This window comes from Ectobacillus sp. OTK (assembly GCF_059698935.1).
In genome coordinates, this window is the sequence record NZ_AP048547.1 from 4,313,872 (window position 1) to 4,337,944 (window position 24,073).

Genomic DNA, 24,073 nt, shown 5'->3' on the forward strand with positions numbered 1-24,073 from the left:
AATAAACATATGAATTTTAAAGATAATTAAAAGTTCTCTAAAACAACCTTTCCAATCATTTTTCCTGTTTCGACTAAAGCATGGGCTTTACGCAGGGTAGCAGCATTGATCGGAGAGAGCTTTTCTTTTAATGTTGTCTGAACTTTGCCTTCGTCGATCAGTTGGCTTAATTTTGTTAAAAGCTCATGCTGCTTTTCCATATCTAGTGTTTGATACATGGAACGAGTAAACATAAATTCCCATACAAATGTAACACTTTTACTTTTTAACACATTAAGGTCAAGCGGTTCACTATTCTCGACAATAGAGCAAATTTTCCCTTGTGGTACAATGACCTCGGCCATACTTAACCAATGTAAATCTGTGTTGTTAAGACAGAAGATATAATCTACTTCACTGAAACCATATTCTTGAATTTGCCCTAAGAATGGTTGATGATGACTGATGACATAATCAGCCCCAAGCCCTTTTACCCAGCTTTTACTTTCCTCTCGGGAAGCAGTGGCAACAATCGTAAGGCCAGCTAATTTGGCTAATTGAATAGCAATGGAACCAACTCCTCCAGCGCCTCCAATAATGAGAATTTTTTTGTTTTCATTTTCCTTTTTGTTATTTAAATTAATCCCCAGGCGATCAAACAGGCCTTCCCACGCTGTAATAGCTGTTAATGGCAGTGCAGCTGCTTCAGCAAAATTTAATGATTTTGGTTTTTTCGCAACGATTCTCTCGTCCACTAAATGGTATTCACTATATGTGCCAGGTCTTGTAATACTTCCTGCATAATAAACCTCGTCCCCAGGCTTAAATAAGGTACAATCTGGACCTGTCTCCTCTACCACTCCACAAGCATCCCATCCAAGGATCTTGGGCGTTTCTTCTTTTTTATTTTTAGGTGCTCGAACCTTAACATCAACGGGATTTATAGAGATAGCTTTAATTTTGACAAGTAAGTCCTTATGAGTAGGTACTGGCTTCTCAAGGTTCACCTCTACTAGACTCTCCTCATGTTCAATTGGCAAATAATTGTACAATCCTACAGCTTTCATCTTTAGCGCCTCCTAAAAGTAATTTCGAATGCAATTTTTATTATAGAGAGCAATTACCCAATTGGTAAGAAGGCACAATTTTGTGTTATAGTACCATTTATGTTATTTATATATTGAGCAATGATTTTATCAGTGAGGTGTATTTAAACATGAGAAACAGAAAAAGCGGATATGGCTGTCCTGAAGGCTGTCCAGTGGAAGCTACTCTTGATGTCATCGGCGGAAAATGGAAAGGGGTCATTTTATTTTATCTGGTCGAGGAAACAAAGCGCTTTAATGAGTTAAAGAGATTAATACCTGGAATTACACAACGAATGTTAACACTCCAATTGAGGGAGCTTGAAAATGATGGCGTCATCTATCGAACGATATATCCAGAAGTTCCACCAAAAGTTGAATATTCACTAACAGAATTCGGAAGAACTTTAGAACCTATCATTTTATTAATGAGAGATTGGGGAGAAAACTATAAATCACTAGTTAAAGAGGAAGGGTTGAGGGTAAGAGATTAAGTAATACAATCGTAAATAAAAGAAACAATCTTTGGAGAGTCCTTATATTCATAGAAAATAGAGAGATTTTATAAAAAGGGAATGGTGAATAAGCACTTTCCTTGTAGTCATATGCGCCATTTACAATCATATACGCTAATATATAAATAACTTTCTTGACATAAAGCTTCGTTCAGCTTAAACTTGCCGAGCACAATTTGAGGTGTTTGTGCGGTCTCTGTCAGAGATGCTTGCACCGTTTCCTTAATGAATACTTTTGTCGAGTGAAACACATTGAAAATAGTCGTTCGATTAGATTTACATTTGATGAATAGGGCGGAAAATAAACTGAATAAAAACCGTTCTCTATATTCCCGTAAAAAAGACTTGAAACGATTTGCTTCATGGAGGCAGGCAGTGTCCAGCACCATCATTACAAATCTGCCTTCGTACTGTACCTGCACTTGTTGAAAAAGTGACGAAAGTGACGAAAGCGACTCTTACTTACAAGAAGAAGCCGTCTGGTGCATCACTCTTCCGGTCTTTGCCATCACGGTTCCTAGAATCGTGATGGCAGCGCGAGTTTGCAGTCCGTAAATGGCCGGTATAGAAAAGGATATAGGGGCTTATCAGACACATGAAGATGGAACTGTTAATCAGTTATATACATTTTTCCTTCCTCTTTGCATCTATCTTTTCTTCCTTATATGCGATAAAAACGACCTATAAAGTAGACTAGACCGTTTTTATTATAGCTATTGGGAGATTCTTTAATTTTACGTTACCCTTTTATTTCTCTATTCCATTTCTCTCCCCATATTTTCATTTCTTTAAAAATATTTTGTAATTCATTTCCTTTTTGAGTCAATTCATATTCGACATGTAACGGGATAACCGGATAAACTGTCTTCTTAACAATATATCTTTTTTCTAATTCCTTTAAACAACTGGATAAAGTCTTAGGGCTTATACCATTCAGACACTTTAACAATTCACAGAACCTTTTACAGCCATCACTCAAACTTAATAGAACTTGGTAGTTCCATTTTCCTCCAATCACATCTAAAACACTTTTAATAGGACATTCAGACATTTTCTCCTCAAAAGATATTCTACCATGCTGTTCTTCACACATATAATCCCTCCTGAAAATGATGAATAGATAGTTACCTAGGCGTAACTAGCTATAACCGTTGTAATTATCAGAGTAGAATGTGCCTACTTTTTGAAAAATTCCAACGAACCTATAATAGGATTGTACTTCCTCTTCAGGTAAAATTAAACATTTCAGGAATTTAGTTTGAGGGGAAAATCATGATTAGAAGGAGGGATGAATGATTGTCTGCGACATGAATAGTATTGGGTTCCAATTGGTGGAGATATCGTTATCTCCTGCATGTTTGGCCGCATCAGGAGATAACGATTAAAGGAAATGATTGCTAAACTTTCTATGGTTTCATTTTAAACTTTCGTAAATTTTTTTGCAAGATATTTACATCTGCTTCAAAAACTCTAATTAATCAGAACTTAATAGGAGGTTCATATGACTCAATTATTTGTTAACCATAAAAATGTATCAAATCTTTCAGTGAAAGAGGGCTATTTAAGGATTAATGATGGGCTTTTTAGGCGCGCAATTTTGTCTGATCTATTAGATTCTATTGAAGAACTTAGGATAAAAAAGACAAAAGAATTATCTCCTTCAGATGATGATTATAGAAAAAATGTCCCTTATGAAATGGAAGAATTCTATACTTTAAATGAACTGTACAAAAAAATCAGCAGTAATCTTGAGGGATTGGTTCAAGAATTCCCAGATTTAGAGGATTTTCAAATTCTTATTCTGCCTGAACTTAGTAAATTATTAGAGCTAGATCAGGATATAAAGCAATTACTGAATTATTTTTACCATATTGCTCGTGTACTCAACACCTTCCTAGATGGTTGGAAAGAAAGTGGCCAAAACACCAGCGAATTAATTGTTAAGGAAAATACCCTTTATTTACTGGTACAGCTGAAACAAGATGAGAATCTAGATACTAATGGTGCTAAAGAATTATCTAATTCCGAGTATTTATGCCTTATTAGTCATCTTAGCGCCGAATTAAGGAATCAAGACCGTTTTCCAACTTGCGAAGAGCGTTTGGCCATCCGCTTGGCATATGAATTATTAGCTAAAGGGCAGCGATTCGAAGCACCAATCATCCCTTGGGGGAACTCAGGTTTCCGCGATATTCAGACCTACGCTTCTATTACCGACCCAGGTATTGGCCATTTATATGGTACGCTAAGATCCGACCGATATCTTGAGGGTGTTATTGTTCATATTGAACATCTTGAAAGGGGCAGCGACCAAGATCGGGAGGCCGTTGAGCCTTACCGGATTCCTAATTTTAATATTATTGGAAAAGTAAAGCTGAATGTTGGCAGCCATGCACCTTCTTCCTCTTACGTCGGTAGACCTATATTTGAAAGTGATTTTAAACCGTCTGTTTTAAAAACTGTTCATACGTTAGCCGCGGCATGCTCTGCTATTTTTATGGACGGGCTGACCGAATGTAAATTAGCGATAGAGCGCATGACAGCAAGTGAAGCTATTGAGTTTATGAAGTATATGTCAGGAAATGTCCGAAGAGATCGGCATACTCAAGCGCTTTCCGCTGCCTTTAACATTAATACGCCTATATTAGATGACCGTAAGCAAACATTGAAAAATAATAACGGTCAACCAAAATTAGTGACGGAGCGTTTTGAAATTGGAATGCTGGGTATTGAATTAGTAAAAGAGGGGGGATTTGATAAAGTAACGTGGGATGGTACAGCCAATTCCTATCCAAGTAAATGTATCATTGAACAACTTACCTTTTCTGAGGCTTTAACGCTGGTTCACAAAGCACATGAAGCAGGATTGCTCACTTATTTCTCAGCTGGGTTCAGGTTTCATCACTTACCTCAAGTTCTTTACACAGGGGTAGATGGTATAGGATTGGGCGGCGCTCAAATCCTTCGTTATATGGATAAGGAAACCGGCTACCATGGTCCATTTAAAGAAGAGAATATCTCTACAATACTGGAAATTAGAGAACAAGCAATGAAAGATATTGAAGGGCGAGCAGCTATCCTCTTGAGCAGATTGGATCGGATGTACTTCGAAAGGAGTATCACTCCTGAAGATAACCAAAAGCGCGAATTGCTCTTTACACAGTTAAGAGACAATCAGGCAGCTCAATTGGAAGAAACTATTTATGATTTAGCACATATCGCTGCATTACCTATTGATAGTTCACATCCACTGGTTACTTGGGCTCAACGGTTAATTGCAGGCAAAACAAATAGCTTGGCTGCTCGTGAATTTGACCAAGATCAATGGAGTAAATATCTCGCTTTCCTTCAAACTTCCATTGACAAGCATGATTATGAAAAATTGGCTGAACAACTATTATCGATCCAAAATGTAAATAAAAAAGCAGCACCAAAATTATTAATGGTTTAAAAATAAGTCCAAAAAATGAAAAGGGGACGTTTACTGATGGAAACATCCCCTTTTCATTTAGTAATGTTTTTATAACATTAAGAAAGAGATTTAACACGACTATTAGTGTTTGTTCAATACTTCTAGAATAGCCTCAGTAAATTGCGGCAAATCATCTGGTGTTCTGCTTGTGACAAGCAGGTTGTTCCACACCACTACAGGTTCATCAAAAACTGTAGCACCTGCATTTCGTAAGTCTACTTGAAGAGACTTATAACCTGTAATGGTCGTTCCTTGAAGGATTTCAGCATTAATAAGAAGCTGTGGACCATGGCAGATCGCAAATATAGGTTTATGGGTATAAGCTATTCTTTTTACAAATGATACAAATCTATCATCAGCTCGCAGGATATCCGGTGAAAAACCGCCAGGAATAAGTAAAGCATCAAAATCATCCGGGTTTACTTGATCGATCCCCGCTTCAGTTTGAATAGTGCCTCCATAAACACCATTTAGGGTAACATTAGGTTCTTTACCTATTAGAGTAATATTATTCCCAGCTTCTTTAATAGCTGTTGCCGGAACCTGTAATTCCTCTTGGTGGTACATTTCCCCAACTAATACGGCTACCTTTTTCATTCTTTCTCTCCTCTTTACATTATTGAAGTGACCTTACAAATAGAGTTTATCTGCTAAATGGGAAAGGAAAAAGTACGCACATTTATGTTGGGTAGTATCACTCTTTATACATAAGGAGCTTTTGGAATGTGACTTTCAAGTAAAATTGGCTCTTATGTTTGTTTCAATTATTCGCCTGTGTTAACAAATGTTTTAATTCTTCAACGTCTGTGCCGTTCGAAAACTGCTTATTCCATTTCAATAAACAAGAGGAGCTCCAATCAAGACATTCCTTTTAAAATTCAGCAAACAAGTCATTTAGACAACTGGCGGCGTACTAACACAACACGTATCTACTTGCTTAGCATACACATCAGCGTCTGCTTTTGTATGGAAAAACTCCGCTCCTTTCCGTCTGGGTCTGTTGCCCCAAATTTATCCTGCACAGCATAGCAGCAAGTCGTATTCATCTCTTTGCGTGCAAGGAAACCTTCTTTTTCCATTTTAAAACTGTAAGATCAAAAAATTGATAAAAAAAAGCAGAAGAGTATGTATTATTGAGTATTACTGTTCATTAATTCCCTTCCTTCACATCCTAGCTGTTCCCCTGGGTATATACTTTTACCTTAGCCTCATCCAAGCTGTTTCCTTCTGCATCCCATGCTTTACTATTTATTCGTTCGATAGTAAAACAAGATGACATCAGACACATAGTTGGATAGCAAATCTTAAACGATTAGAACCTCTTTTTTAATACTTTCTAAGTCAAAGATTTCAGAAAAAATTAAAATTTAGTTGATTTTGATAATCGTTATCAATTAGAATAAGATTGATAATTGTTCTCAGTAGATAGGTGTGATCAAAATACTTCCCAACGATTGCTCAATGTATATCGTGATTTGTCATGATTGCGGTTATGTGGATAAAAATATGATTTGTTTTGAATTATGTCCATGTTGCGGTGAAGGTGAAGGACTGGAACGGTATGGATACATAGAAATGGAGGAAAAAGCAAATGTGTTCACTATTAATTATCGGTGCTGATCATTTAGGAAATATTCCAAAAAAATTATGGGATATTGGTTATAAAGAGGTAGTTCATTTAAGCGGTCGAAAGGTGCAAACGGTCAAATGGAAAATTCCAGAACATATCGATTTTATTCTTATACTTACGGATTATATTAATCATAATCTATCGACTGTTATTAAGCAAAGAGCAAAAGAACAAGATATTCCTATTTGTTACGCGAAACGTTCATGGTCCTCTATTCATCAAGTACTTCCTACAGCTTGATAAACGTTTTAATCATTCATTCTTAGCGAGGGGTCAAAGTATGAAGAAATTTATTATGATTTTTACAAGTATGTCAGGAAACACAGAGAGAAAAAAGAATATAATTACAGGAAAAGATGGTGAAGCATTTGATCACGACCATGGAAGAAAACAGCAGGCTTTCACGTGAAAGTAAATTATTGATCTGGCTGAATTTCGGTTTTGCGTTCTCTACCTCCCTGTCAGGGCTTTTTTTATCAATTTATTTATGGAGATTAACGGAGAGCTGGATAATTAACGGCTTATACTATATTTCACTGTTCATCTTTGTTGTTGTCGGCTTTATTATCGGAGGATGGATGTCCAAACGAAAAGATTGTTTGTTCCCATTTCGTTTAGGTATTTTCATCATGGCATTCTTTTTTCTTGCCGTTATCATGTTTCAAGAAAAAGTAGCCTCCTTTCCTGTTTTTTTGGGGATGCTCAATGGATTGGCACAAGGCTTTTATTGGATCACTATGTTGGTCTTGGCTTATGATGTTACGACGAATGAAAACCGTTTAAGATACTTTGGCTGGGACAATGGTGCTATTGCTTTGGCTGGTATCTTGGGACCGCTTATGTCAGGGTATATAATTGATTGGTTTCCGGGTTTAACTGGTTATATCGTTGTTTTTTCCAGCTCTTTTGGACTTTTCATTTTAACTATCGCGGGAAGCTTCTTTATAAAAAAAGAAACATTCCGTTCTCAAACCTTCCTGCTTTCTTTTATTTTTAAAAGGGATTTAAAGAAAACAATGTGGAAAAACCACTTTTTAGGATGGTTTATTATGGGGATAAGAGAAGGTGTCACCCTATTACTGCCGCCAATTCTCCTTTATCATATTGTACATAAAGAAAGCATTATTGGCTTACTAACCGTGTTGTTCGGAGCGGTGAGTATTGTATCCAACCAGTTGTTGGGCCGCTTTGGGAAAAAAGAGCACTATCATTTGTATGTCCTTTTTGCGGCTATTGGTTTGACCGTAACGACACTCGCCCTGCTATTGTATAAAATAAGTATTATCACTGTTTTGATCTTTATGATCGGAAATGCTTTTTTTGATCCACAAATTAGAAATTCGTATACAAGCCATATGTACTGCTTAATATCGGGACTCCCCAATGGCGGAAAAAAATTAAAGACAGAGTTAATTATCACTCGTCAAATCTTCTTAAATCTTGGTCGTATTCTACCAGTTCTCCTTCTTATGATGTATGCTAATGGAATGGAGTATCATCTAATCGCTTGGTTACTGGTGATTACTGCTGTTACCCAGTTAATTCTTTATTTCGTTATGATGCCAAAAAACAGGATAGCTCAAACACATAATGGCTATCTCTCTAGTAAATAAAGGGACAGGCTGTCAGCAGTCAAGCAATGAAAGATTTAAGGTGATAGGTAACAACCGTAATTCCTTTGAGAACAGTTGCAGTGCTCTTGATAGTGAAATATCCATTGGCTCTAGCTTCTCCAACTAATAAAGTGTTAGCTAAAAGAACAAAATCATCAGCATAAATGATGGTCTTATCAGAAAAAACAGTATCAAAATTTATGTTTATTCGTATTGTCAGGTTCCGACACATACTCATCACGTTAAACAAAGAAACCCCTAAAACGAGTAAGTTGCTCAGTTTACTCGTTTTGGGGGTAATTTATTTCGTTAGCTTGATGGCTATGGGGGCCTGACGGAAAAATGCGGATTTTATCTGCTGAGAAACAAAAAACAGTCCTTTGGGACTATTGGTTGACATAAAACTCGAAAGCGGAAGTTATTTTGTTGGAAGATTCTTTTTCATGAGACGAGCAATCTTTTTATCATTCTCGTCCAAACTTTGTTCGAGTTGCTTTATGACCAATTCTTGGCGCTGAATAGAATGATTCTGACTTAACTTCGCTTTCCCTTCAATGGTATTGATATGAATCTTAAAATTGACTATCCCTCTTTTAAGCCCGTTCATATAGTCATCATCGACCTCTTCCAAACGGTAAGGACTGTCGGCTTTTTCGTACTTACTGACCAAGCTGTTTAAGTCATGCTGAATTTGCATAGCATCTTCAATGAACTCTAATGTACCATATACATGCACTGATACATAGTTCCACGTTGGAACAGCTTCATTGCTTTCGTACCAAGAGGGAGAAATATAACAATGTGGACCTTGAAAAATCACAAGAATCTCTTGACCTTCAATGTCTCGCCAGTGTGGGTTAGGGCGAGCAAAGTGTCCACGTAAACATTGGTTTGCTTTATCTAGAACAAGCGGAATATGGGTGGCAAACGGTTTACCATTATGCGTAGAAAAGACCGTAGCAAAGCTGTTTTCTTCCATTACAGCGTACATTTGCTCTATGTCTGTCATTTTGAAATGCTTAGGTATATACATATGTATCTCTCCCCTTTTTAAAAAGTACATTCTACAGGAAGTACGTACAAGGAGTTTATTCTCCAGTTGACTCCAATCCTTTAGTCATAATAAAATCTGTCTGTTTTTCATCTCCCATGTAAAAAGAGTGGGCTCCAGTTTGAAGAAAACCAATTTTTTTATAAAAAGCAATTGCGTTCTCATTTCTTTCCCAAACTCCCAGCCAGATGTTCTTTTTATTCTGTTCTATTGCAATTTCAATCGCTTTATTGATTAGATATTTTCCAAATCCCTGTTTTTGAAATTTGTTTCTTACATAAATCCTCTCAACTTCAAGTGATTCGTCACCCATTTTTTCCGATTGGGCTTCATTGACGTTAAGCTTCAGATATCCTGCAACTTCACCATTAACATACATAAAAAAGAAAGTTGAAGAGGGATTAGATAATTCTATTTCTAACTGTTTTAGATTAAATGCCCTTTCCAAATAAGCTTTCATATTTTCGGGTGAATTCTGATGTTTAAATGTCTCGTTAAATGTTTCATAGCTTATTTTTTGAAGTGTTTGTAAATCTTCAAGCGTGCATTTTTTCATATCGATAGTCATACTGATACGTCTCCTTAATATTTATGAAATTTCTCCATAGGATAAATTTTTTATAGCAAACATATTGACCTTGCTCAGAAATAATTAGCACTAATGTTCCTATAATGATTTTACCGATATAAATGAACAAGGAACAATGTATATCCTATACATGGGAGGTTACATAATGCCACCAAAGCGGAAGTTAAAAATTTTTATTTTTTAGGCTTTTTCAATATTCTCTCTTGTTTCCCTTTTTTACGAATTCCCAATCAATCTCAATATTTTTCCTAACTCTTTGTAGAAGATTAAAGATTGTTTCTGTTTCTTCTGGTGAAAATCCAGCTAATGCAACCTTATTGGAATATTCCCCTTCCCTCCTTAAAAAAGGATAGACTTCTTCCCCTTTTTCAGTTGGAAATAGTTTTTTATTTTTTTGGTTATCATCATCAAATTTCTTTTCAATAAAACCTTGCATCTCAAGTTTTTTTATTGCACGGGCTGCTGTTGTGCGGTCAACCTTTATCATTTCCGCTAACCTTTCTTGAATGATTCCCGGATTCTCATATATTCGCACAAGGTACAAATACTGCCCTTTTGTAAGGTCATATTCTTTAAATTCTATATTACTTATAGAATCTAATGCCCTTGCTATCATTCCAATTTCACGAAGAATTTCCTTCATAATTAACTCCTTAGCACATATTTTATTGCAAATGCAATAAAAATAGAATATATTAAATTTAACCTAACTTTGTTGCATTTGCAACAAAAAATAATGATAAGGAGGTCGAGTAAAGTGAAATATGTTTTTTATGTATTAGGAATTTTAATATTAACCCTTGGTATTTCTTTCACTATACAATCAGACCTTGGAACTTCACCTTTTGATGCACTTTTGGTAGGACTGTCCATAAATGTGGGGCTTACTGTGGGAAGTTGGGAAATAATAATAGCTTTAATATTGATATGTTGTAATTCGTTTTTAAAAAGACAAAGACCAGAAGTTTTGGGGTTGTTAACAGCATTTATAACGGGTATTGGGATTGATATGTGGCTTTTTTTATTGCACAATTTGATAACACCTGAACTATGGTACAGCAAAGTTGTTTGTTTTGGAATCGGTTTAGTTGTTATAGGATTAGGAACTGCAACATATTTACATACAAATTTTGCACCGATTCCAGTTGACCGATTAACAGTAATCATACAAGAATTAACTAGAACAAATATATTTTTTTCGAGAACATTCATTTACCTCGTATTCTTGATAATGGCAATGATTTTAAATGGACCAATTGGCGTTGGAACTTTATTAACCGTTTGTTTAGGGGGGCTAATACTTAATTACTTTATACCATTTACTGGAAAAGTATTAGATCGCATATTAACACACTCTAGTACATCACCAAATAAGGAAGTAGTATCCAGACTAGAATAAGACCTACTAAAGGTAAAACTGCTCCAACATAAAGAGGGATCATTAATCCGTATCCTGAAATGATCCCCAATGAGGGGCCAATAATAGATCCTAGTCCACTCCCCATCCAAACGAATGTAAGTGCAGAAGTTCTTTCTTTTCCATGGGTTGTGTCTGCTATGTAAGCTTGTGCCGCAACCGGAACGGTTGAAAAGAATATACCCGAAGCTATACGAGTCAGCAATAATAGTATGAATAATAAAAGAGCTGGTAGCTGGTACATGATATGATAAGCCCCAACTCTCAATATAAAGGCAAATAGCATGTATAGCGCCGAACAGCTTCCTAATCCAATTAACATGACATGTTTTCGACCAATCCATTCACTCTGTTTTCCCCAATAGGGACTTTCTTCCCAAACTTTTCAGGTCTTCCTCCTAACCTTCCTCTTGCTCTAGCAGCAACTCTTCCTGCCGCTGACCTCTCTTGAATCAAGTTCCTTTCAAATTCAGCAAAAGCTGCAAACAAATGAAACATAAGTTGTCCAGTTGCATTGTAGCGATCCATGGTGATGTTCTCTTGTAAACTATGAAAACTAATTCCTTTATCATTCAACTCATTTACGAGCTGAATTAAATGTTGCATGTTTCTTCCTAGTCGATCTACTCTCCTAACAACAAGGGTATCTCCTTCTCGAATGAATCGGAGTGCTTCTTCGAGTCCGATTCGTTTTTCTTTTGCCCCGCTGACTTTGTCCGTGAAAATTTCTACACATCCATGTTTTGTGAGAGCATCCATTTGAAGATCTAAATTTTGAAGCCCTGTTGAAACCCGAGTATAACCCACATTCATCATGTTATCTCCTATCCAAATAATTATGAACTATCGTATCAAAACTTAACGATGAGGCATATAACTGAACATAGAATATTTGATGGGTTTTTACAGCTCACGAGGCTACGTAGATGAGGCGTATGAAGATGTGTATAGAAACTCCTAACTTATTGAACACGCTTCTCGACGATTAGGATACGAAAATGATTTCTGCTTTTAACGATATAATTCAGTTTTAGTTGATTACTCAACCTAATTGATGGTATAATTTTCCATATGGTCAACTAGTATACTATATGAATAGAAGGATACTTATGGAAAAAGAAAGCATTGCTAGATGGATTTCCGTGCTACATCGTCAATTTCAAATTTACCTGAACAGAGAGTTAAAAGATTACGATATTAATTCATCTGAATACATCTTTTTGGTTAATCTGTATGAAAAAGATGGTATTTCCCAAGAGCGGCTGTCCACCAATCTATTTATTAACAAAGCTGCTACAGCGCGTGCAATTGGACGACTTGAAAAGCTCGGTTATGTAAAAAGAACCCGAGATCCAAATGACAGCAGAGCGTATTTGGTTACATTAACCGCTAAAGGATTAGAGATGCGCAATTTTATTAAAACCAAACTGAATTATTGGACTCAAACGATTTCATTCGGCTTAACAACAGCAGAAGCGGATGACTTGGTCCAAAAGATAAAAAAGATGACTATGAATGCACTGGATGAAATAAAAGGAGACGAATGAGAAATTAAGTTGAACTTCCCCCTGTCAAATAGACAGATCATAAAAGAGGAGGTGGATCAAAGCAAATAGCTTTGATCATAAAATGACAAAAACAATTCACATGCTTAACTTACCATTTGAAGAAAAATGGATGTATCATCCGACTGTACTCTACAATGAAAACTCCAATTCGTATGTCCTTGTTGACACTGGCATGCCTGGTCAGTACGAAGAAATCCTGAAACAATTTGAAGAACTAGGACTGCCGGCATCAAACCTGTCAGATATCATCCTCACCCACCAGGATATTGATCACATAGGCAGTCTACCACAGTTCATAGAAAAACATTCGGTCAATGTCTACGCACATGAAATAGACAAACCTTATATCAATGGTCACCAGCAGCTTATCAAAAGGCCCGAAACATTCATACAAATGCTGCCAGAGAACCGCCGTAACCTTCTTGAAGCCTTCTATTTGTCCAAACCATCAGCAAACGTCACACATGTAATAAAAGATAGTGATCATCTCCCTATCGCTGGTGGTTTAGTCGTCATTCATACTCCTGGGCACACACCTGGTCACGTGAGCCTCTACCACGAACCTAGTAAAACCCTGATTACTGGGGATGCAATGGCAGTGGTGAACGGAGAACTGCAAGGACCGGTTCCTGATCCCGGAGTTACTCCTGATTTGGAGACCGCGATTGACTCATTACAGAAATTTAAAACTTTCCCAATCGAAACTGTCTTCTGCTATCACGGTGGCAAGTTTGAAGGTAATGTTCACAAACGGATCGATGAGATCACAAATAGATACCACAATGATACCCTAGAATACATCAATACATATTTTTCCAAACAGAAGAATTAAAAAAAGAGTTATGTCGGCGGGATTTGAAGGGAGAGCAATCTTCATTTCAAACTCCGCTGCTAATTTTTTTAATATTGGATAGTAATTTGATTCATTACATTATTGTTTTTTAAGCGATGATGTTTCTTAATGGTAGTCTTTGATTCATGTTTAATTGAAATATTCTATAAGGATTAACATGGCTATATATTAAAGGAGTCAATGCCCGATAGTCTCCTGGCTCTAATTTCTGAAGCAATTGTTTATTGTTTTCCAATAGGACCTCTTGAATCATAAGTGTATCAATCAGAACCAAGCTATTGTATTAGTTGCGGAACTATTAACTAAAAGGTAACCTTACAAATGATCTATTGTTTTGATAGTACTTTATCAATATGGGGCTCTGACGGTAAAACACGGACATTATATGCTAAGATACGAAAAATGTCCGATTGGGGCTACGGTTGACATAAAATTATTTATTGGGAGCCAATGTATTTAGGAACCTACCATAAGCCCTCCAGCTAAGTTGATCTGGAGGGCATTGTTTGTTTACATAATTTTCGAAGGCGGAAGTAAATTCATTTAATTGATTTAACATTAGCATCCTTTAGTTCAAAAAGAAAAATGCTTTACCTCTTGTTGAAATGAAGCATTCTTGTTAATGACATAAATCTTAGTGGTGTCTTCTATCTTTTTGGTTACGGTTTCAAGAGTCGTACCATCATGACGACTTAATTCTATAAGGGATCTCGACGCCAAAATGCATATATTATACACTAATACATTTTCCGGAGGCTGAAATCGCAATTTTCTTACGTTAAAGATATTTTGGAGCAATAACGAACGTTTTCGCCACAACTGCGGAAGGAGCCTTATATATCAAGGCTTGTTGTTTTAGCATATGTTTTTTCGCGAAATGTTGGTCGGACCTTATAATAATTGAACTGTTAAAAAAGAGGAAAGCATACCTGACGATACGCAACTTAGACAACAGAAGCAATTGAATAACATAGTAGAGCAAGACCGTCGTTTTAGAGTCCATCCTATGCTGAGATTAAAAAGGAAAACTTCAACAAGGGGTGAATTCTGTCCAAAGCAAGATTGAATTCATACCAAATGATTTGGAATAGTATCATAACTCACAGATGAAAAATTGAAGTTCCATGTTTCTAAAAAATCATATTTGCATCAGAACCCTATTAGCCGATAAGAAGGGATCTGTATGTCTTCCTTATTCCTTTAGAAGATAGGTTACCTTATCTAAAATCCCCTGCATACGTGCAGCATTCTTTGTGTACATATTTCGAGCTGTAACCGATCCTGTTTCTAGAGCGAATAGTTCAAGATCAGCTTGACATTTTTTCAAAGAAGCTAATAATAAGGGTTTTTCTTGGGGAGAAGGCACTTGAATTTTATCATCATATAGATCAACCGTTAGTTGTCCATAGGAATCAACTTGTCCAATAAACACATTATCTAGAGTGACTCCGATTTTTTCCAATTCTGTTTGGAGCCAACCTCGGTTATGACCACTCGCCGAAAGAGGCCCATCCAATATTTTTCCATCCATAATTACTGTTTGCGTTTCTTTGTCCGATGCTACTTTTAGTCCAATATCTTTTGGAATAAGCGGTCGATGTTCCTTCTTTAGCAAGACGCTTAAATCTCCAGAATCTTCTAATATTGCAAATTCTACATCAGCTATATTAAACACATCTTTTTTCCGAAGCAGTTCCAACAGTTCATCGATTGTATACTTTTCTTTCTTTAAATTATCTTCAAGAACTTTTCCATCCTTTATAAAGATAGTGGCTTTTCCATCAACAAAATCTCGTATCTTTTTGCTTTTTAAAGCAAGAAGGCCAGCGGTAAAAGGTACTACAGCCCAAACCAGCATGCTATAGAGACCTTGTAAATAATCTCGTTCGAGTCCTGTCGATACTTCAGCGGCAATACTCCCAATCGTAATGCCTACTACGTATTCGAAGAATGAAAGCTGAGATATTTGTCTTTTTCCTAGCCATTTTGTTAATAAAAACAATATAACTAAGAAGCTGAAGGAACGTACGATTACAAGCAGCCATGTTGGAAAATCAGACATTTATTTCACCTCTCTTAAAATCCTTTATATTGAGGTTCTTCGCGTTCTAGCACACCGATTCTTTTTTGAATATCCGTGATCATATCATCCATTTCCAGCATGCACTCATGAAAAACCCGTTTAGCCTCTTCATCGGTGGCATTTTGAGCAAAGGTGCTTAAGCTTGCCTGTGCACCTTTCAAACTTGCGAGACAAGATTTCACACTTGAAGCTATAGTCATATAAACACCTCCTATCCTTTTGGTTTAAATAATAGCGCTCCAATAAAACCAAAGATGATAGCCGCTGATACTCCCGCACTTGTTACTTTGAACATACCTGTTATAACACCGACCAATCCGTGTTTTCCCGCTTCTTCCATTGCTCCGTGAACAAGAGCATTTCCAAAGCTTGTGATAGGAACAGTTGCACCAGCCCCAGCAAAGTCAATGAGCGGTTCATAAAGATTTACCCCATCCAATATAGCTCCAATCACAACCAGTGTAGACATCGTATGAGCTGGTGTAAGCTTACCTACATCGAACATAATTTGACCGATTACGCATATGATTCCGCCGATTACAAAAGCCCAAAAAAAGATCACTTTATTGTACACCTCCAAATTCAATGGACACGGCGTGAGCAATACAAGGAATGGTTTCTTTTTGCTGAAAGGATATGGGAGATAGCAAAGCACCTGTTGCTATTACAAGAATTTTGCTAAATTCTCCTTTCTTCATTCGATTTAGCAAATGACCATAAACAATGGTTGCAGAACAGCCAGGACCGCTAGCGCCAGCTAAAATTGGCTGATCTTCCTTGTAAATGATTAATCCGCAATCTTGAAATTGCTCGCTACGTATAGACAATCCGTGTTTATGCAATAAGTCAAGGGCAATCTCTCGACCAATTCGCCCGAGATCCCCTGTTACAATTAGGTCATAGTAGGAAGGGTCAATTTGACGCTCTCTAAAATGAGCCTCTATTGTATCGACCGCAGCAGGAGCCATAGCCCCTCCCATATTAAATGGATCGGTTAACCCCATATCTACAACTCTTCCTATTGTTGCGGAGGTAACATAAGGACCTTCTCCTTGATTGCTCAGCAGAGCAACTCCTGCCCCTGTTACTGTCCACTGTGCGGTAGGAGGCTTTTGACCTCCATATTCCGTAGGATATCGGAATTGTTTTTCTACAGCGGTATTATGACTTGATGCCCCCGTTAGCAAGTATTTGGCCCCTTTTCCGTTCACGATAAATGCACCCAAAGCAAGTCCCTCCATTGATGTGGAACATGCTCCGAACAATCCCAAATAAGGAACTCCAAGTGTACGGGAGGCAAAGCTTGAGGGAGTGATTTGGTTGATTAGATCTCCTGCTAGTATGAATTGAACATCGTTTGTGCGCAGCTTCGCTTTCTCTGTCGCTCTTTTGCAAGCTTCTTCCAAAAGAACCCGATGAGCCTTTTCATAGGAGTCTTCTCCCATCCATAAATCCTCATGAAGAAGATCAAAATCCTCTGGAACGTTTCCATTTGCTTCAAAAGGTCCTCCAACTACCCCTGTTGATATAATTACGGGCTTGTTTTCAAATATCCATGTTCGATGTCCTTGTAACATTTAAAAACCTCCCCATTGCACCCAAATTGTCTTGATGATAGCAATAACAAAGGCGGCGAAAACACCGAATAGAATAACCGAACCAGCCAGCTTGAACATATTTCCTCCTACCCCGAGAACGAATCCTTCTGTGCGGTGTTCAATACAGGCGGAGATAACTGAATTTCCAAATCCTGTAACCGGAACAGCCGTGCCGGCACCTCCAAATTGAGCCAATCGATCATAAACCCCAAATCCTGTAAGGAGCATCGAGATAAAAATCATCGTAGCTACAGTAGGATTTCCTGCTGATCTTTCCGTAAAGTCAAAATAAGTAATATACATAGTAGAGATGAGCTGGCCAATTAAACAAATCAATCCGCCAACAAAAAATGCCTTGATGCAATTTTTTAAAACTGGCCGTTTGATTTCACGTTCACTGGCAAATGTCTGATATTCCTGCTGGGCAGGTGTTACATTTTTCTTTTTTTTGGACATATGAAACCTTCCTTTTTATTAAGGATAAAAAAGTGTGAAATGCTATGCTTAAATTTCTCTAGCTTCACCAGATTGGAAACCTTGGATTCTGTCCCGAACCAAGTAGGTCTTGCTTTTCTTGTTCTCGAAACATCAAGTATCAGAATTCATGTCTGATTTTATTTTTTTTAGTTTTTTCTCGATTGTTTTCTTATCTGCTTTCCCGTTCTGAATGTCATTTTTCAACTGCTCAATTTCCATGAAGATCTTTTTATCAACACTTATATAGCTTTTTAAATTTGGGTAAGAGTCATTCATTTTTTGTTTCATTTTCTTTTTTAAGCGATTTAATTGAAATCGTTCATGATGCTGCGGTGTTGCAGCAATATAAAGCTCTTTATCCGAATTGACAGCTTTTGCAGCTGTTACTTCTTCTAGAGAAACAATTTGCTTTTCGGCATTTTGAGCGGGACGCTGATTGAAAGAATTCGTGCTAACTGTTGTTAATGGAGGTTCATTTTTAGCTGTTTTTTTATTTTGTTCATTGTCACATCCGACAACGATAGCGAACAAGAGGACAGAGAAAAAAAACTTTGTTACAATTACTCCTTTCATTATTCTATCACCCCAATACTTTTCATTTATATATATTGATTAAAAGAGAAAAGGACGATATAAAATCATCCTTTTCAATTACAAGCGGCCAGCGATAATCCTGCTTAGGCTCAAGAGTTCGTAATCATTGTATTTTATTGTTTATACTGAGGTTCTTCTTGTTGAATCTCCTGAATGCGAGGGTTTAAAGAATCAATAATAGTTTGTGTTTGCTGAGCTGCATTTTGATACAATTGTTTTGCTTGTTGGTTGTCAGTGGCAAGAGCAAATCCTTCTAAGCTCGCTTGAGCACTTTTTAATCCAGCAACAGTTTGTTTAAGATTATTGATGACGGTCATACATGAATACCTCCTAAATAAATATACTTCGAAATATAGAATGCCTGCCTTGTTATCAAAATATATATCCAATTTTTGGTTATTGCATTTGATAACAAAAATCCAAACATTACCTATGTACCAAAGTTGGTAATGCTTTTAAGCTTGCCTATCTAAATCTATATTCGGCTTTTAAGAAAAGATTTACACAACAAAACTGGAATACGTTTAAATTTTGATTAATTTATTAGAGAGAAACTATGGGTGACTATCGTGCAGTTCGGTCTCATTAACATTCAACAGGAAAAGAAGCACAAGAAAAACCACCCAGGCTGGGAGGGGTGATTTTTCAAAGTGCATCTGAGTATGCATGCTTCACAGCGTGCTGTTTTATTGTATGGTATATACTACAAATTAATTCGTAAGCACCAAACACAAACTGATTTTGTAGTTTTAGAATATCTACAAGGAATATGTTAGTGTTTTAGACCAAGGAGCCCTCCCATTGCAGTATGTGTAATAGTTGAACGTTTATGTACAATGACAAATAAAATACTTCCTTGTAGGTGTGGAGAAGGGCAGTATTTCTTGGCACTCTTACAGCATGGGGGTACCGCTAGATGAGTTTATTCAGACTTATGCACAATGAAGAGCTGGGGATATTACAGCTGTGAGAAACAAAGTAAATAGAGGTTTAAAGATAAAAACTTCTTCTAAGTGCTTGAAATGATACAATTTACAAACCTTTTAACAATAGATGAGTGCTTTTAGTTTTTCATTTTAGAAAAGCACTACACTAACATAATCTCGCATTATCGAGAGTCAATACATTTATCTAACTTCATAGCTAGTCCCATTGTTGGTACAGTCAGGAGTAAAGTATTCTTTATCTAGCTTTTTTATTTTCAAAACTAAATAATTTACATAAAGGAGTAATATTAACGGATATTAGAAATAGAAGGCTGTTGCCATAACCTTTCATCCATCTTGCCATGTTCTCATCCCATTGAGAACATGGTCTGTTTCGAATGTAAACTTTTAGAAAAAACAGAAAGCGGAAGTTGAAAGTTTTTTACAAGAATTATTTGGTTCGGTATCTTTTAATTCTTATTCAATTAACTTATGCTTCTTTCATTAAAACAACAGAACGCTCAATCAGTAACTAAAACGAACGTTTTTGTTACACCGATGAAATAAAAAAGGCTACTTTCCTAAAAGTAGCGATACGTTTTTGAAATTAACTTGATATTCCTTATTGCGGGTGGTAACAGCTTTGCGGGTACTCCCCTTCTTAGTTGTCCTTGCACAATTTTTTTCGGATCGTGGTTTGTTCTTCGCTAAGCCGACAGACCAAAAGCAAGAGGAGTGCTAAAACTCATAAGTTATGACACCAAAAAAATAGAAAATCCCTTCAGCAATCTGAAGGGATTTCATGTTTACATAATCCCACATTATAGGAAGTTCCTTATCCCCACTCTCCCAGTCTCTGCTCAAAAGCAAGGAGAGTACCAAAAAAATAAAAAGAGGAGAATATTTCTCCTCTTTTTAATCAACTTTAAATCAGACGCATTAGTGTTAGCTTAAACAGATTTACCATAGTATGCTAGTCATGACCTGTTTAAGAATCAGACTAGGATTTGATTCTCCCTCTTTTGTACGCCATGCTACAAAACCATCTGGTCTTATCAATACAGCTCCTTGAGGCGTAACATCGTACAATGCTTCCCAGCTATCCTCACACTCAACACAATCTCCTTGTGAACCGATACTATAAACATTAATAGGGATACCTAAGTGAGAAGATACATTCTGAGCAGCAGTGCGCCAAAGGCTATTATCTTCCCCCGTAAATAAGACAAAATTTTCACCTATTAAATCTAAGGTGGATATACACTTATCTTGATACTTCAACCACATATGTGGAGCACGTGTACCTGGTCTTCCGTTTAGTTCTAATCGATCCATTCTATGTGTTGTAGTGGGGGCTTCCTCAATAATGGCTGTCGAGCTATATTTATACCCTACAGTAACTGCAAGATGATCCATATTATTGAGGCTGCTTATACCTTTATTTATTGCACTAAATAACAAATCACTGGCATATTTCGTTGTTACTTCTACAACATGATGTCTTTCATCATGATAAGTTTGGAGCAATCTTGGATGAGCTTGTTTGTGTATCACAGCTGCCAATTTCCAAGCTAAATTATGAGCATCTTGAATACCTGCATTCGAACCGAATCCTCCTGTAGGTGGCATGAGATGAGCTGCATCACCAACTAGAAAGACTCGATTATCTTGAAAACTAGTGGCTGTCCTTTCTACAGCTGCCCAAGGCAAAATACTCAATATAACAATATTAAGATTCGGTACTCCTATAGCTTTTTTAACAATCTCACAGCATCTTTCTTCAGAAAAATCTTCAGGATGATCTCCCTTCGAAGGATCATAAGCGACATGATAAATCCATTGATCCCGATTATTCACTGTAATAAGTGCACCAAATACTTCCGGATTCAGGATTTGATAAAAACCAAACTGGCTACCTTGCAGAAAAGTGCTTAAGTCCGCCTGGAAATAGATATTGATATAATGGCCTCCTATGACTCCTCTTCCTGTAGTTGGAATTTTCGTATGTTTACGAATTGTGCTTTTAGCACCATCTGCCGCAACTAAATAATCACTTCGAATAATTTCTTTCGTTCCTGTCTCTCGATCCATTATAGTGGCTGTTATCCCTAAATCGTCTTGTTGATACTCTATAAGTTCAGTATTAAAGCGGATATGCCCCTTCCCTTGTTCAGCAGCTTGAAGAAGGATAGGTTCTAAATCCATTTGATAACAAGAAGCTGCTTTTGAAGGGCTAATCTTTTCAATCATTTCAACTATTTTTTTGTCGATTTCCCTCTGAGTACTCTCTCCCTGTTTTAATTCTGTTGGGTCTATGTTTTTGATTGTTTCTACAGCAATTCGTCCGCGAATATTATCTAACGGCTCACTAGCAGTACGGATGGCTTTCTCTAATCCTAATTGTCGAAATAATTCCATCGTACGAAAAGTAATTCCTCCGGCTTTTGGATGAATAGCTGTGCCAGCATGCTTTTCAACGAGTAAATAATCAATGTTATGACGTGCAAGAAAAAGGGCAGAGGTGAGTCCAGTAAGTCCTCCCCCAACAATTAAAACTGGGACACGCTTGTGTTTCATATACATTTTCCTTTCAATATTATATTTATCCATGGATCTTACTGAATTCAGTAATCAAACTATAATATAAAAATCAATGAAATTATAGACTTTTTCCGCATCATGTTTTATCATATAGATAGAGTGCGCCCCAAAAAAGGAACGATTTTTTCGACTGTAATTTTTGATAAAAGATACTTATATACTCAACATTATTGGGACATATAAACTAACGGATATTCTAAAAAAAACTAATCCAGATGCAACTAAGCATCAACCATGTAATTCTTCCATACGTAGCAATGAATATTCCATACACTTGTAGTTAGCATAACCATTCATTATCGGAAGTGGATTCTCTCGGGTATCCGCGCCAATACTGTGTTTCTCTCATTCTAGAACAATAACAAAAATATAATGACAGGGAAATGGACAAGGACTCCCTTGCTTGCAAGTTTGTTCATTTCTCCTTCTTGTTTTGTAACGCACCCCTCTGTTTGCAACGGCCCCGAGGGGTGTTTTTATTTGTCCTAAAATACGGGTATTGTCCACTAATACATTTTCTAAAAGTTAAAATCCTTACCTCCTTACGCTAAGCAGGAAACACAATCTATCTTTTGTTTCTTTCTGGAACCCGAATTATACCGATGGATATTTCTGTCGGAGGCTTAAGAAAGCTTTTATTGTTGCTTTGAAATAAAGTTTGATCAAAAACTCCTCACAAACCCGTATTTTATGGTAAATAAGAAGAATCCATTTTGAAAAAAAGATTGATCAAAATGAATTCCCCTCTAGCATAGTTAAGTTTCGGTTTTATAAAAAAGTTTGATCGTTTTCTACCTTTGATCTTAAACAATAGCGTCCTATTCTTAAATAGGTATATGATCGCTCACTAATTAAAAAACATATAGAGCCGCATCATGTTGTTAAATAAACGCTCCCGTTAGCTTAAGTAAAATCTTTCACAATTTGTTAATAAGTAACCTATACAATTCTCCCTAACAAAATCCCCAGTTCTTCTGCCATTACATGTGGCGCTTTAGGCATTCCATCCTTTAACCAATTAAAATGGTGTAAAGGATATTTTAAGATTTCATTTCTTCTATCAACTTCACCATGGCGTTTTTCATTTCTAACTGAGAAAGGAAAACACGGTTCCCATGCCCAGGGAGTATCCATTCAAACTTTTCCTTAGCTAACCTCTCCATAGATTCGGTTTGTGCTTTCCATGAAAACCAGCAGACATCCCTATGTGCGGATAAACCATTTAGTTCATTATCCCAGGCTAAATGATCACCTGAAAACAGATATTTATTGCGATAAAGCAAAACCATATGTCCTCTCGTGTGACCAGGAACCATTATAAACTTATAATCTGCATGCCATTGTATTGAATCCGTACCTTGTATCACATGTTCGGCATCAGGTTGAGACTCTTTTTCTAAGGCATGAATAAATCGCTCGGCTTGAAATCTTTTAGCGTATTTGTTCGCATCGGCAACATCATCCTGATGAGTCAAGAAGATATATTTAATTCCCCCCATTTCCTCGATCCGTTTAACCAACTGAGGTGACCAGCGTGGAGAATCAATTAGCCAGTTCCCTTCTGGATGGAGAATCAAATAACTACTCGCCCCCCAAGAATGTCGAGAAGTAAATCCACAATAAAAAATGTTGTCGATAATAGGCAAAGGAAAGTCCTGTATAGCTGTGGAGAGTCCGTCCTTTTGTTCACTTCCAATTGCGCCTGTAGGACAGGAAATAAGAGCATAAAAGGCTTTAATAACTTCATGGTATTCATTCGGTTGATTTGTCACAGCTGATAAATTCGCAACTTCAGAAAAAGTATGAGGTGCAATTTGACGGCATTGATCGCAGTTGATGCACGCTGAAGTAACATAAAAATTTCCTGGTTCATTGGTATTCAGTCGTTTCCCTTGATTCATTTTGCACGCCTCCGTCTGAAAATAGTTATATTCATATACCATCGCATAGAAAAGCCCAAATGTAGCATCACATGATGGATACTTACATCAATAGCTCACATCCATTATCCAAGTTGTTTCG

Annotated in this window: 25 protein-coding genes and 3 pseudogenes; 9 read left to right on the forward strand and 19 right to left on the reverse strand. The window is 36.9% G+C overall.

The window, feature by feature from the left end:
* Nucleotides 1–26: 26 nt before the first annotated feature.
* A complete protein-coding gene (locus AC6HZ4_RS21425) occupies nt 27–1,046 on the reverse strand; it encodes a zinc-binding alcohol dehydrogenase family protein (RefSeq protein WP_497491803.1) in 1,020 nt (339 codons plus the stop codon).
* Nucleotides 1,047–1,195: 149 nt separating this feature from the next.
* On the opposite strand from AC6HZ4_RS21425, the gene AC6HZ4_RS21430 reads away from it, so the two are divergent.
* Nucleotides 1,196–1,558: a winged helix-turn-helix transcriptional regulator gene (locus AC6HZ4_RS21430; protein WP_497491804.1), complete on the forward strand. Its 363-nt coding sequence runs from the start codon at nt 1,196–1,198 to the stop codon at nt 1,556–1,558.
* A gap of 760 nt (nt 1,559–2,318) precedes the next feature.
* Here the strand turns inward: AC6HZ4_RS21430 and AC6HZ4_RS21435 are convergent.
* Nucleotides 2,319–2,672, reverse strand: coding sequence for a winged helix-turn-helix transcriptional regulator (locus AC6HZ4_RS21435; protein WP_497491805.1), 354 nt, complete (start codon nt 2,670–2,672; stop codon nt 2,319–2,321).
* Nucleotides 2,673–3,080: 408 nt separating this feature from the next.
* Here AC6HZ4_RS21435 and AC6HZ4_RS21440 point away from each other — a divergent pair, with 408 nt between their 5' ends.
* Nucleotides 3,081–5,030, forward strand: coding sequence for a hypothetical protein (locus AC6HZ4_RS21440; RefSeq protein WP_497491806.1), 1,950 nt, complete (start codon nt 3,081–3,083; stop codon nt 5,028–5,030).
* Between the two features lie 102 nt (nt 5,031–5,132).
* On the opposite strand, the gene AC6HZ4_RS21445 is transcribed toward AC6HZ4_RS21440, so the two are convergent.
* Both AC6HZ4_RS21445 and AC6HZ4_RS21450 read right to left on the reverse strand, forming a co-directional pair.
* The gene (locus AC6HZ4_RS21445) at nt 5,133–5,648 is read right to left on the reverse strand and encodes a type 1 glutamine amidotransferase domain-containing protein (RefSeq protein ID WP_497491808.1); all 516 of its coding nucleotides are present in this window, start codon (nt 5,646–5,648) and stop codon (nt 5,133–5,135) included.
* Nucleotides 5,649–5,945: 297 nt separating this feature from the next.
* Nucleotides 5,946–6,133, reverse strand: a pseudogene (locus AC6HZ4_RS21450) (ArsI/CadI family heavy metal resistance metalloenzyme); the annotation flags it as partial.
* 509 nt (nt 6,134–6,642) lie between these two features.
* On the opposite strand from AC6HZ4_RS21450, the gene AC6HZ4_RS21455 reads away from it, so the two are divergent.
* Genes AC6HZ4_RS21455 through AC6HZ4_RS21465 form a run of 3 tightly spaced genes read left to right on the forward strand, consistent with a single transcriptional unit; the run spans nt 6,643 to nt 8,294 of the window.
* Nucleotides 6,643–6,921: a DUF2325 domain-containing protein gene (locus AC6HZ4_RS21455; protein ID WP_497491809.1), complete on the forward strand. Its 279-nt coding sequence runs from the start codon at nt 6,643–6,645 to the stop codon at nt 6,919–6,921.
* A 40-nt stretch (nt 6,922–6,961) separates the two neighbouring features.
* Nucleotides 6,962–7,090, forward strand: a complete 129-nt coding sequence (locus tag AC6HZ4_RS21460; RefSeq protein WP_497491810.1) for a hypothetical protein — start codon at nt 6,962–6,964, stop codon at nt 7,088–7,090.
* Complete coding sequence (locus tag AC6HZ4_RS21465) at nt 7,062–8,294, forward strand: MFS transporter (protein ID WP_497495797.1); 1,233 nt, start codon at nt 7,062–7,064, stop codon at nt 8,292–8,294. The genes AC6HZ4_RS21460 and AC6HZ4_RS21465 overlap by 29 nt, the downstream gene beginning before the upstream one ends.
* 418 nt (nt 8,295–8,712) lie before the next feature.
* Here the strand turns inward: AC6HZ4_RS21465 and AC6HZ4_RS21470 are convergent, their stop codons facing one another.
* The 3 genes from AC6HZ4_RS21470 to AC6HZ4_RS21480 all read right to left on the reverse strand — a co-directional run bounded on the left by AC6HZ4_RS21470 (nt 8,713) and on the right by AC6HZ4_RS21480 (nt 10,577).
* A complete protein-coding gene (locus tag AC6HZ4_RS21470; RefSeq protein WP_497491811.1) occupies nt 8,713–9,327 on the reverse strand; it encodes an FMN-binding negative transcriptional regulator in 615 nt (204 codons plus the stop codon).
* A gap of 55 nt (nt 9,328–9,382) precedes the next feature.
* The gene (gene paiA / locus AC6HZ4_RS21475) at nt 9,383–9,913 is read right to left on the reverse strand and encodes a spermidine/spermine N(1)-acetyltransferase (RefSeq protein ID WP_497491812.1); all 531 of its coding nucleotides are present in this window, start codon (nt 9,911–9,913) and stop codon (nt 9,383–9,385) included.
* 211 nt (nt 9,914–10,124) lie between these two features.
* The gene (locus AC6HZ4_RS21480; RefSeq protein WP_497491813.1) at nt 10,125–10,577 is read right to left on the reverse strand and encodes a MarR family winged helix-turn-helix transcriptional regulator; all 453 of its coding nucleotides are present in this window, start codon (nt 10,575–10,577) and stop codon (nt 10,125–10,127) included.
* Nucleotides 10,578–10,691: 114 nt separating this feature from the next.
* On the opposite strand from AC6HZ4_RS21480, the gene AC6HZ4_RS21485 reads away from it, so the two are divergent.
* Entirely contained in the window at nt 10,692–11,333 is a 642-nt protein-coding gene (locus AC6HZ4_RS21485) for a YczE/YyaS/YitT family protein (RefSeq protein WP_497491814.1), read from the forward strand.
* Here AC6HZ4_RS21485 and AC6HZ4_RS21490 read toward each other — a convergent pair.
* Both AC6HZ4_RS21490 and AC6HZ4_RS21495 read right to left on the reverse strand, forming a co-directional pair.
* Nucleotides 11,290–11,673, reverse strand: coding sequence for an MFS transporter (locus tag AC6HZ4_RS21490; RefSeq protein WP_497491815.1), 384 nt, complete (start codon nt 11,671–11,673; stop codon nt 11,290–11,292). The genes AC6HZ4_RS21485 and AC6HZ4_RS21490 overlap by 44 nt on opposite strands.
* The gene (locus tag AC6HZ4_RS21495; protein WP_497495798.1) at nt 11,667–12,164 is read right to left on the reverse strand and encodes a recombinase family protein; all 498 of its coding nucleotides are present in this window, start codon (nt 12,162–12,164) and stop codon (nt 11,667–11,669) included. The genes AC6HZ4_RS21490 and AC6HZ4_RS21495 overlap by 7 nt, the downstream gene beginning before the upstream one ends.
* A gap of 296 nt (nt 12,165–12,460) precedes the next feature.
* Here AC6HZ4_RS21495 and AC6HZ4_RS21500 point away from each other — a divergent pair, with 296 nt between their 5' ends.
* Both AC6HZ4_RS21500 and AC6HZ4_RS21505 read left to right on the forward strand, forming a co-directional pair.
* Nucleotides 12,461–12,898, forward strand: coding sequence for a MarR family winged helix-turn-helix transcriptional regulator (locus tag AC6HZ4_RS21500; RefSeq protein ID WP_497491816.1), 438 nt, complete (start codon nt 12,461–12,463; stop codon nt 12,896–12,898).
* An 82-nt stretch (nt 12,899–12,980) separates the two neighbouring features.
* Nucleotides 12,981–13,751 (forward strand): MBL fold metallo-hydrolase, encoded by a 771-nt coding sequence (locus tag AC6HZ4_RS21505; protein ID WP_497491817.1) that lies wholly within the window; start codon nt 12,981–12,983, stop codon nt 13,749–13,751.
* A 109-nt stretch (nt 13,752–13,860) separates the two neighbouring features.
* Here AC6HZ4_RS21505 and AC6HZ4_RS21510 read toward each other — a convergent pair.
* Nucleotides 13,861–14,049, reverse strand: a pseudogene (locus AC6HZ4_RS21510) (hypothetical protein); the annotation flags it as partial.
* Nucleotides 14,050–14,679: 630 nt separating this feature from the next.
* On the opposite strand from AC6HZ4_RS21510, the pseudogene AC6HZ4_RS21515 reads away from it, so the two are divergent.
* A pseudogene (locus AC6HZ4_RS21515) lies at nt 14,680–14,793 on the forward strand (IS6 family transposase); the annotation flags it as partial.
* A gap of 171 nt (nt 14,794–14,964) precedes the next feature.
* Here AC6HZ4_RS21515 and AC6HZ4_RS21520 read toward each other — a convergent pair.
* The 9 genes from AC6HZ4_RS21520 to AC6HZ4_RS21560 form a co-directional block, all read right to left on the reverse strand.
* Nucleotides 14,965–15,834 carry a DUF421 domain-containing protein gene (locus AC6HZ4_RS21520; RefSeq protein WP_497491818.1) on the reverse strand — a complete coding sequence of 290 codons (870 nt, stop codon included), beginning with the start codon at nt 15,832–15,834 and terminating at the stop codon, nt 14,965–14,967.
* 14 nt (nt 15,835–15,848) lie between these two features.
* Entirely contained in the window at nt 15,849–16,055 is a 207-nt protein-coding gene (locus AC6HZ4_RS21525; protein ID WP_497491819.1) for a DUF1657 domain-containing protein, read from the reverse strand.
* A gap of 11 nt (nt 16,056–16,066) precedes the next feature.
* Nucleotides 16,067–16,417: a stage V sporulation protein AE gene (spoVAE, locus tag AC6HZ4_RS21530; protein WP_497491820.1), complete on the reverse strand. Its 351-nt coding sequence runs from the start codon at nt 16,415–16,417 to the stop codon at nt 16,067–16,069.
* Between the two features lies 1 nt (nt 16,418).
* Nucleotides 16,419–17,432 carry a stage V sporulation protein AD gene (gene spoVAD, locus AC6HZ4_RS21535; RefSeq protein ID WP_497491821.1) on the reverse strand — a complete coding sequence of 338 codons (1,014 nt, stop codon included), beginning with the start codon at nt 17,430–17,432 and terminating at the stop codon, nt 16,419–16,421.
* Entirely contained in the window at nt 17,433–17,909 is a 477-nt protein-coding gene (gene spoVAC, locus AC6HZ4_RS21540) for a stage V sporulation protein AC (RefSeq protein ID WP_497491822.1), read from the reverse strand. It abuts the gene before it with no gap.
* Between the two features lie 132 nt (nt 17,910–18,041).
* A complete protein-coding gene (locus AC6HZ4_RS21545; RefSeq protein ID WP_497491823.1) occupies nt 18,042–18,503 on the reverse strand; it encodes a YhcN/YlaJ family sporulation lipoprotein in 462 nt (153 codons plus the stop codon).
* A gap of 134 nt (nt 18,504–18,637) precedes the next feature.
* Nucleotides 18,638–18,841, reverse strand: a complete 204-nt coding sequence (locus tag AC6HZ4_RS21550) for a DUF1657 domain-containing protein (RefSeq protein ID WP_497491824.1) — start codon at nt 18,839–18,841, stop codon at nt 18,638–18,640.
* A 1,569-nt stretch (nt 18,842–20,410) separates the two neighbouring features.
* A complete protein-coding gene (locus AC6HZ4_RS21555; RefSeq protein ID WP_497491825.1) occupies nt 20,411–22,027 on the reverse strand; it encodes an FAD-dependent monooxygenase in 1,617 nt (538 codons plus the stop codon).
* 1,064 nt (nt 22,028–23,091) lie between these two features.
* Complete coding sequence (locus AC6HZ4_RS21560; RefSeq protein WP_497491826.1) at nt 23,092–23,952, reverse strand: MBL fold metallo-hydrolase; 861 nt, start codon at nt 23,950–23,952, stop codon at nt 23,092–23,094.
* Nucleotides 23,953–24,073: the final 121 nt, after the last annotated feature.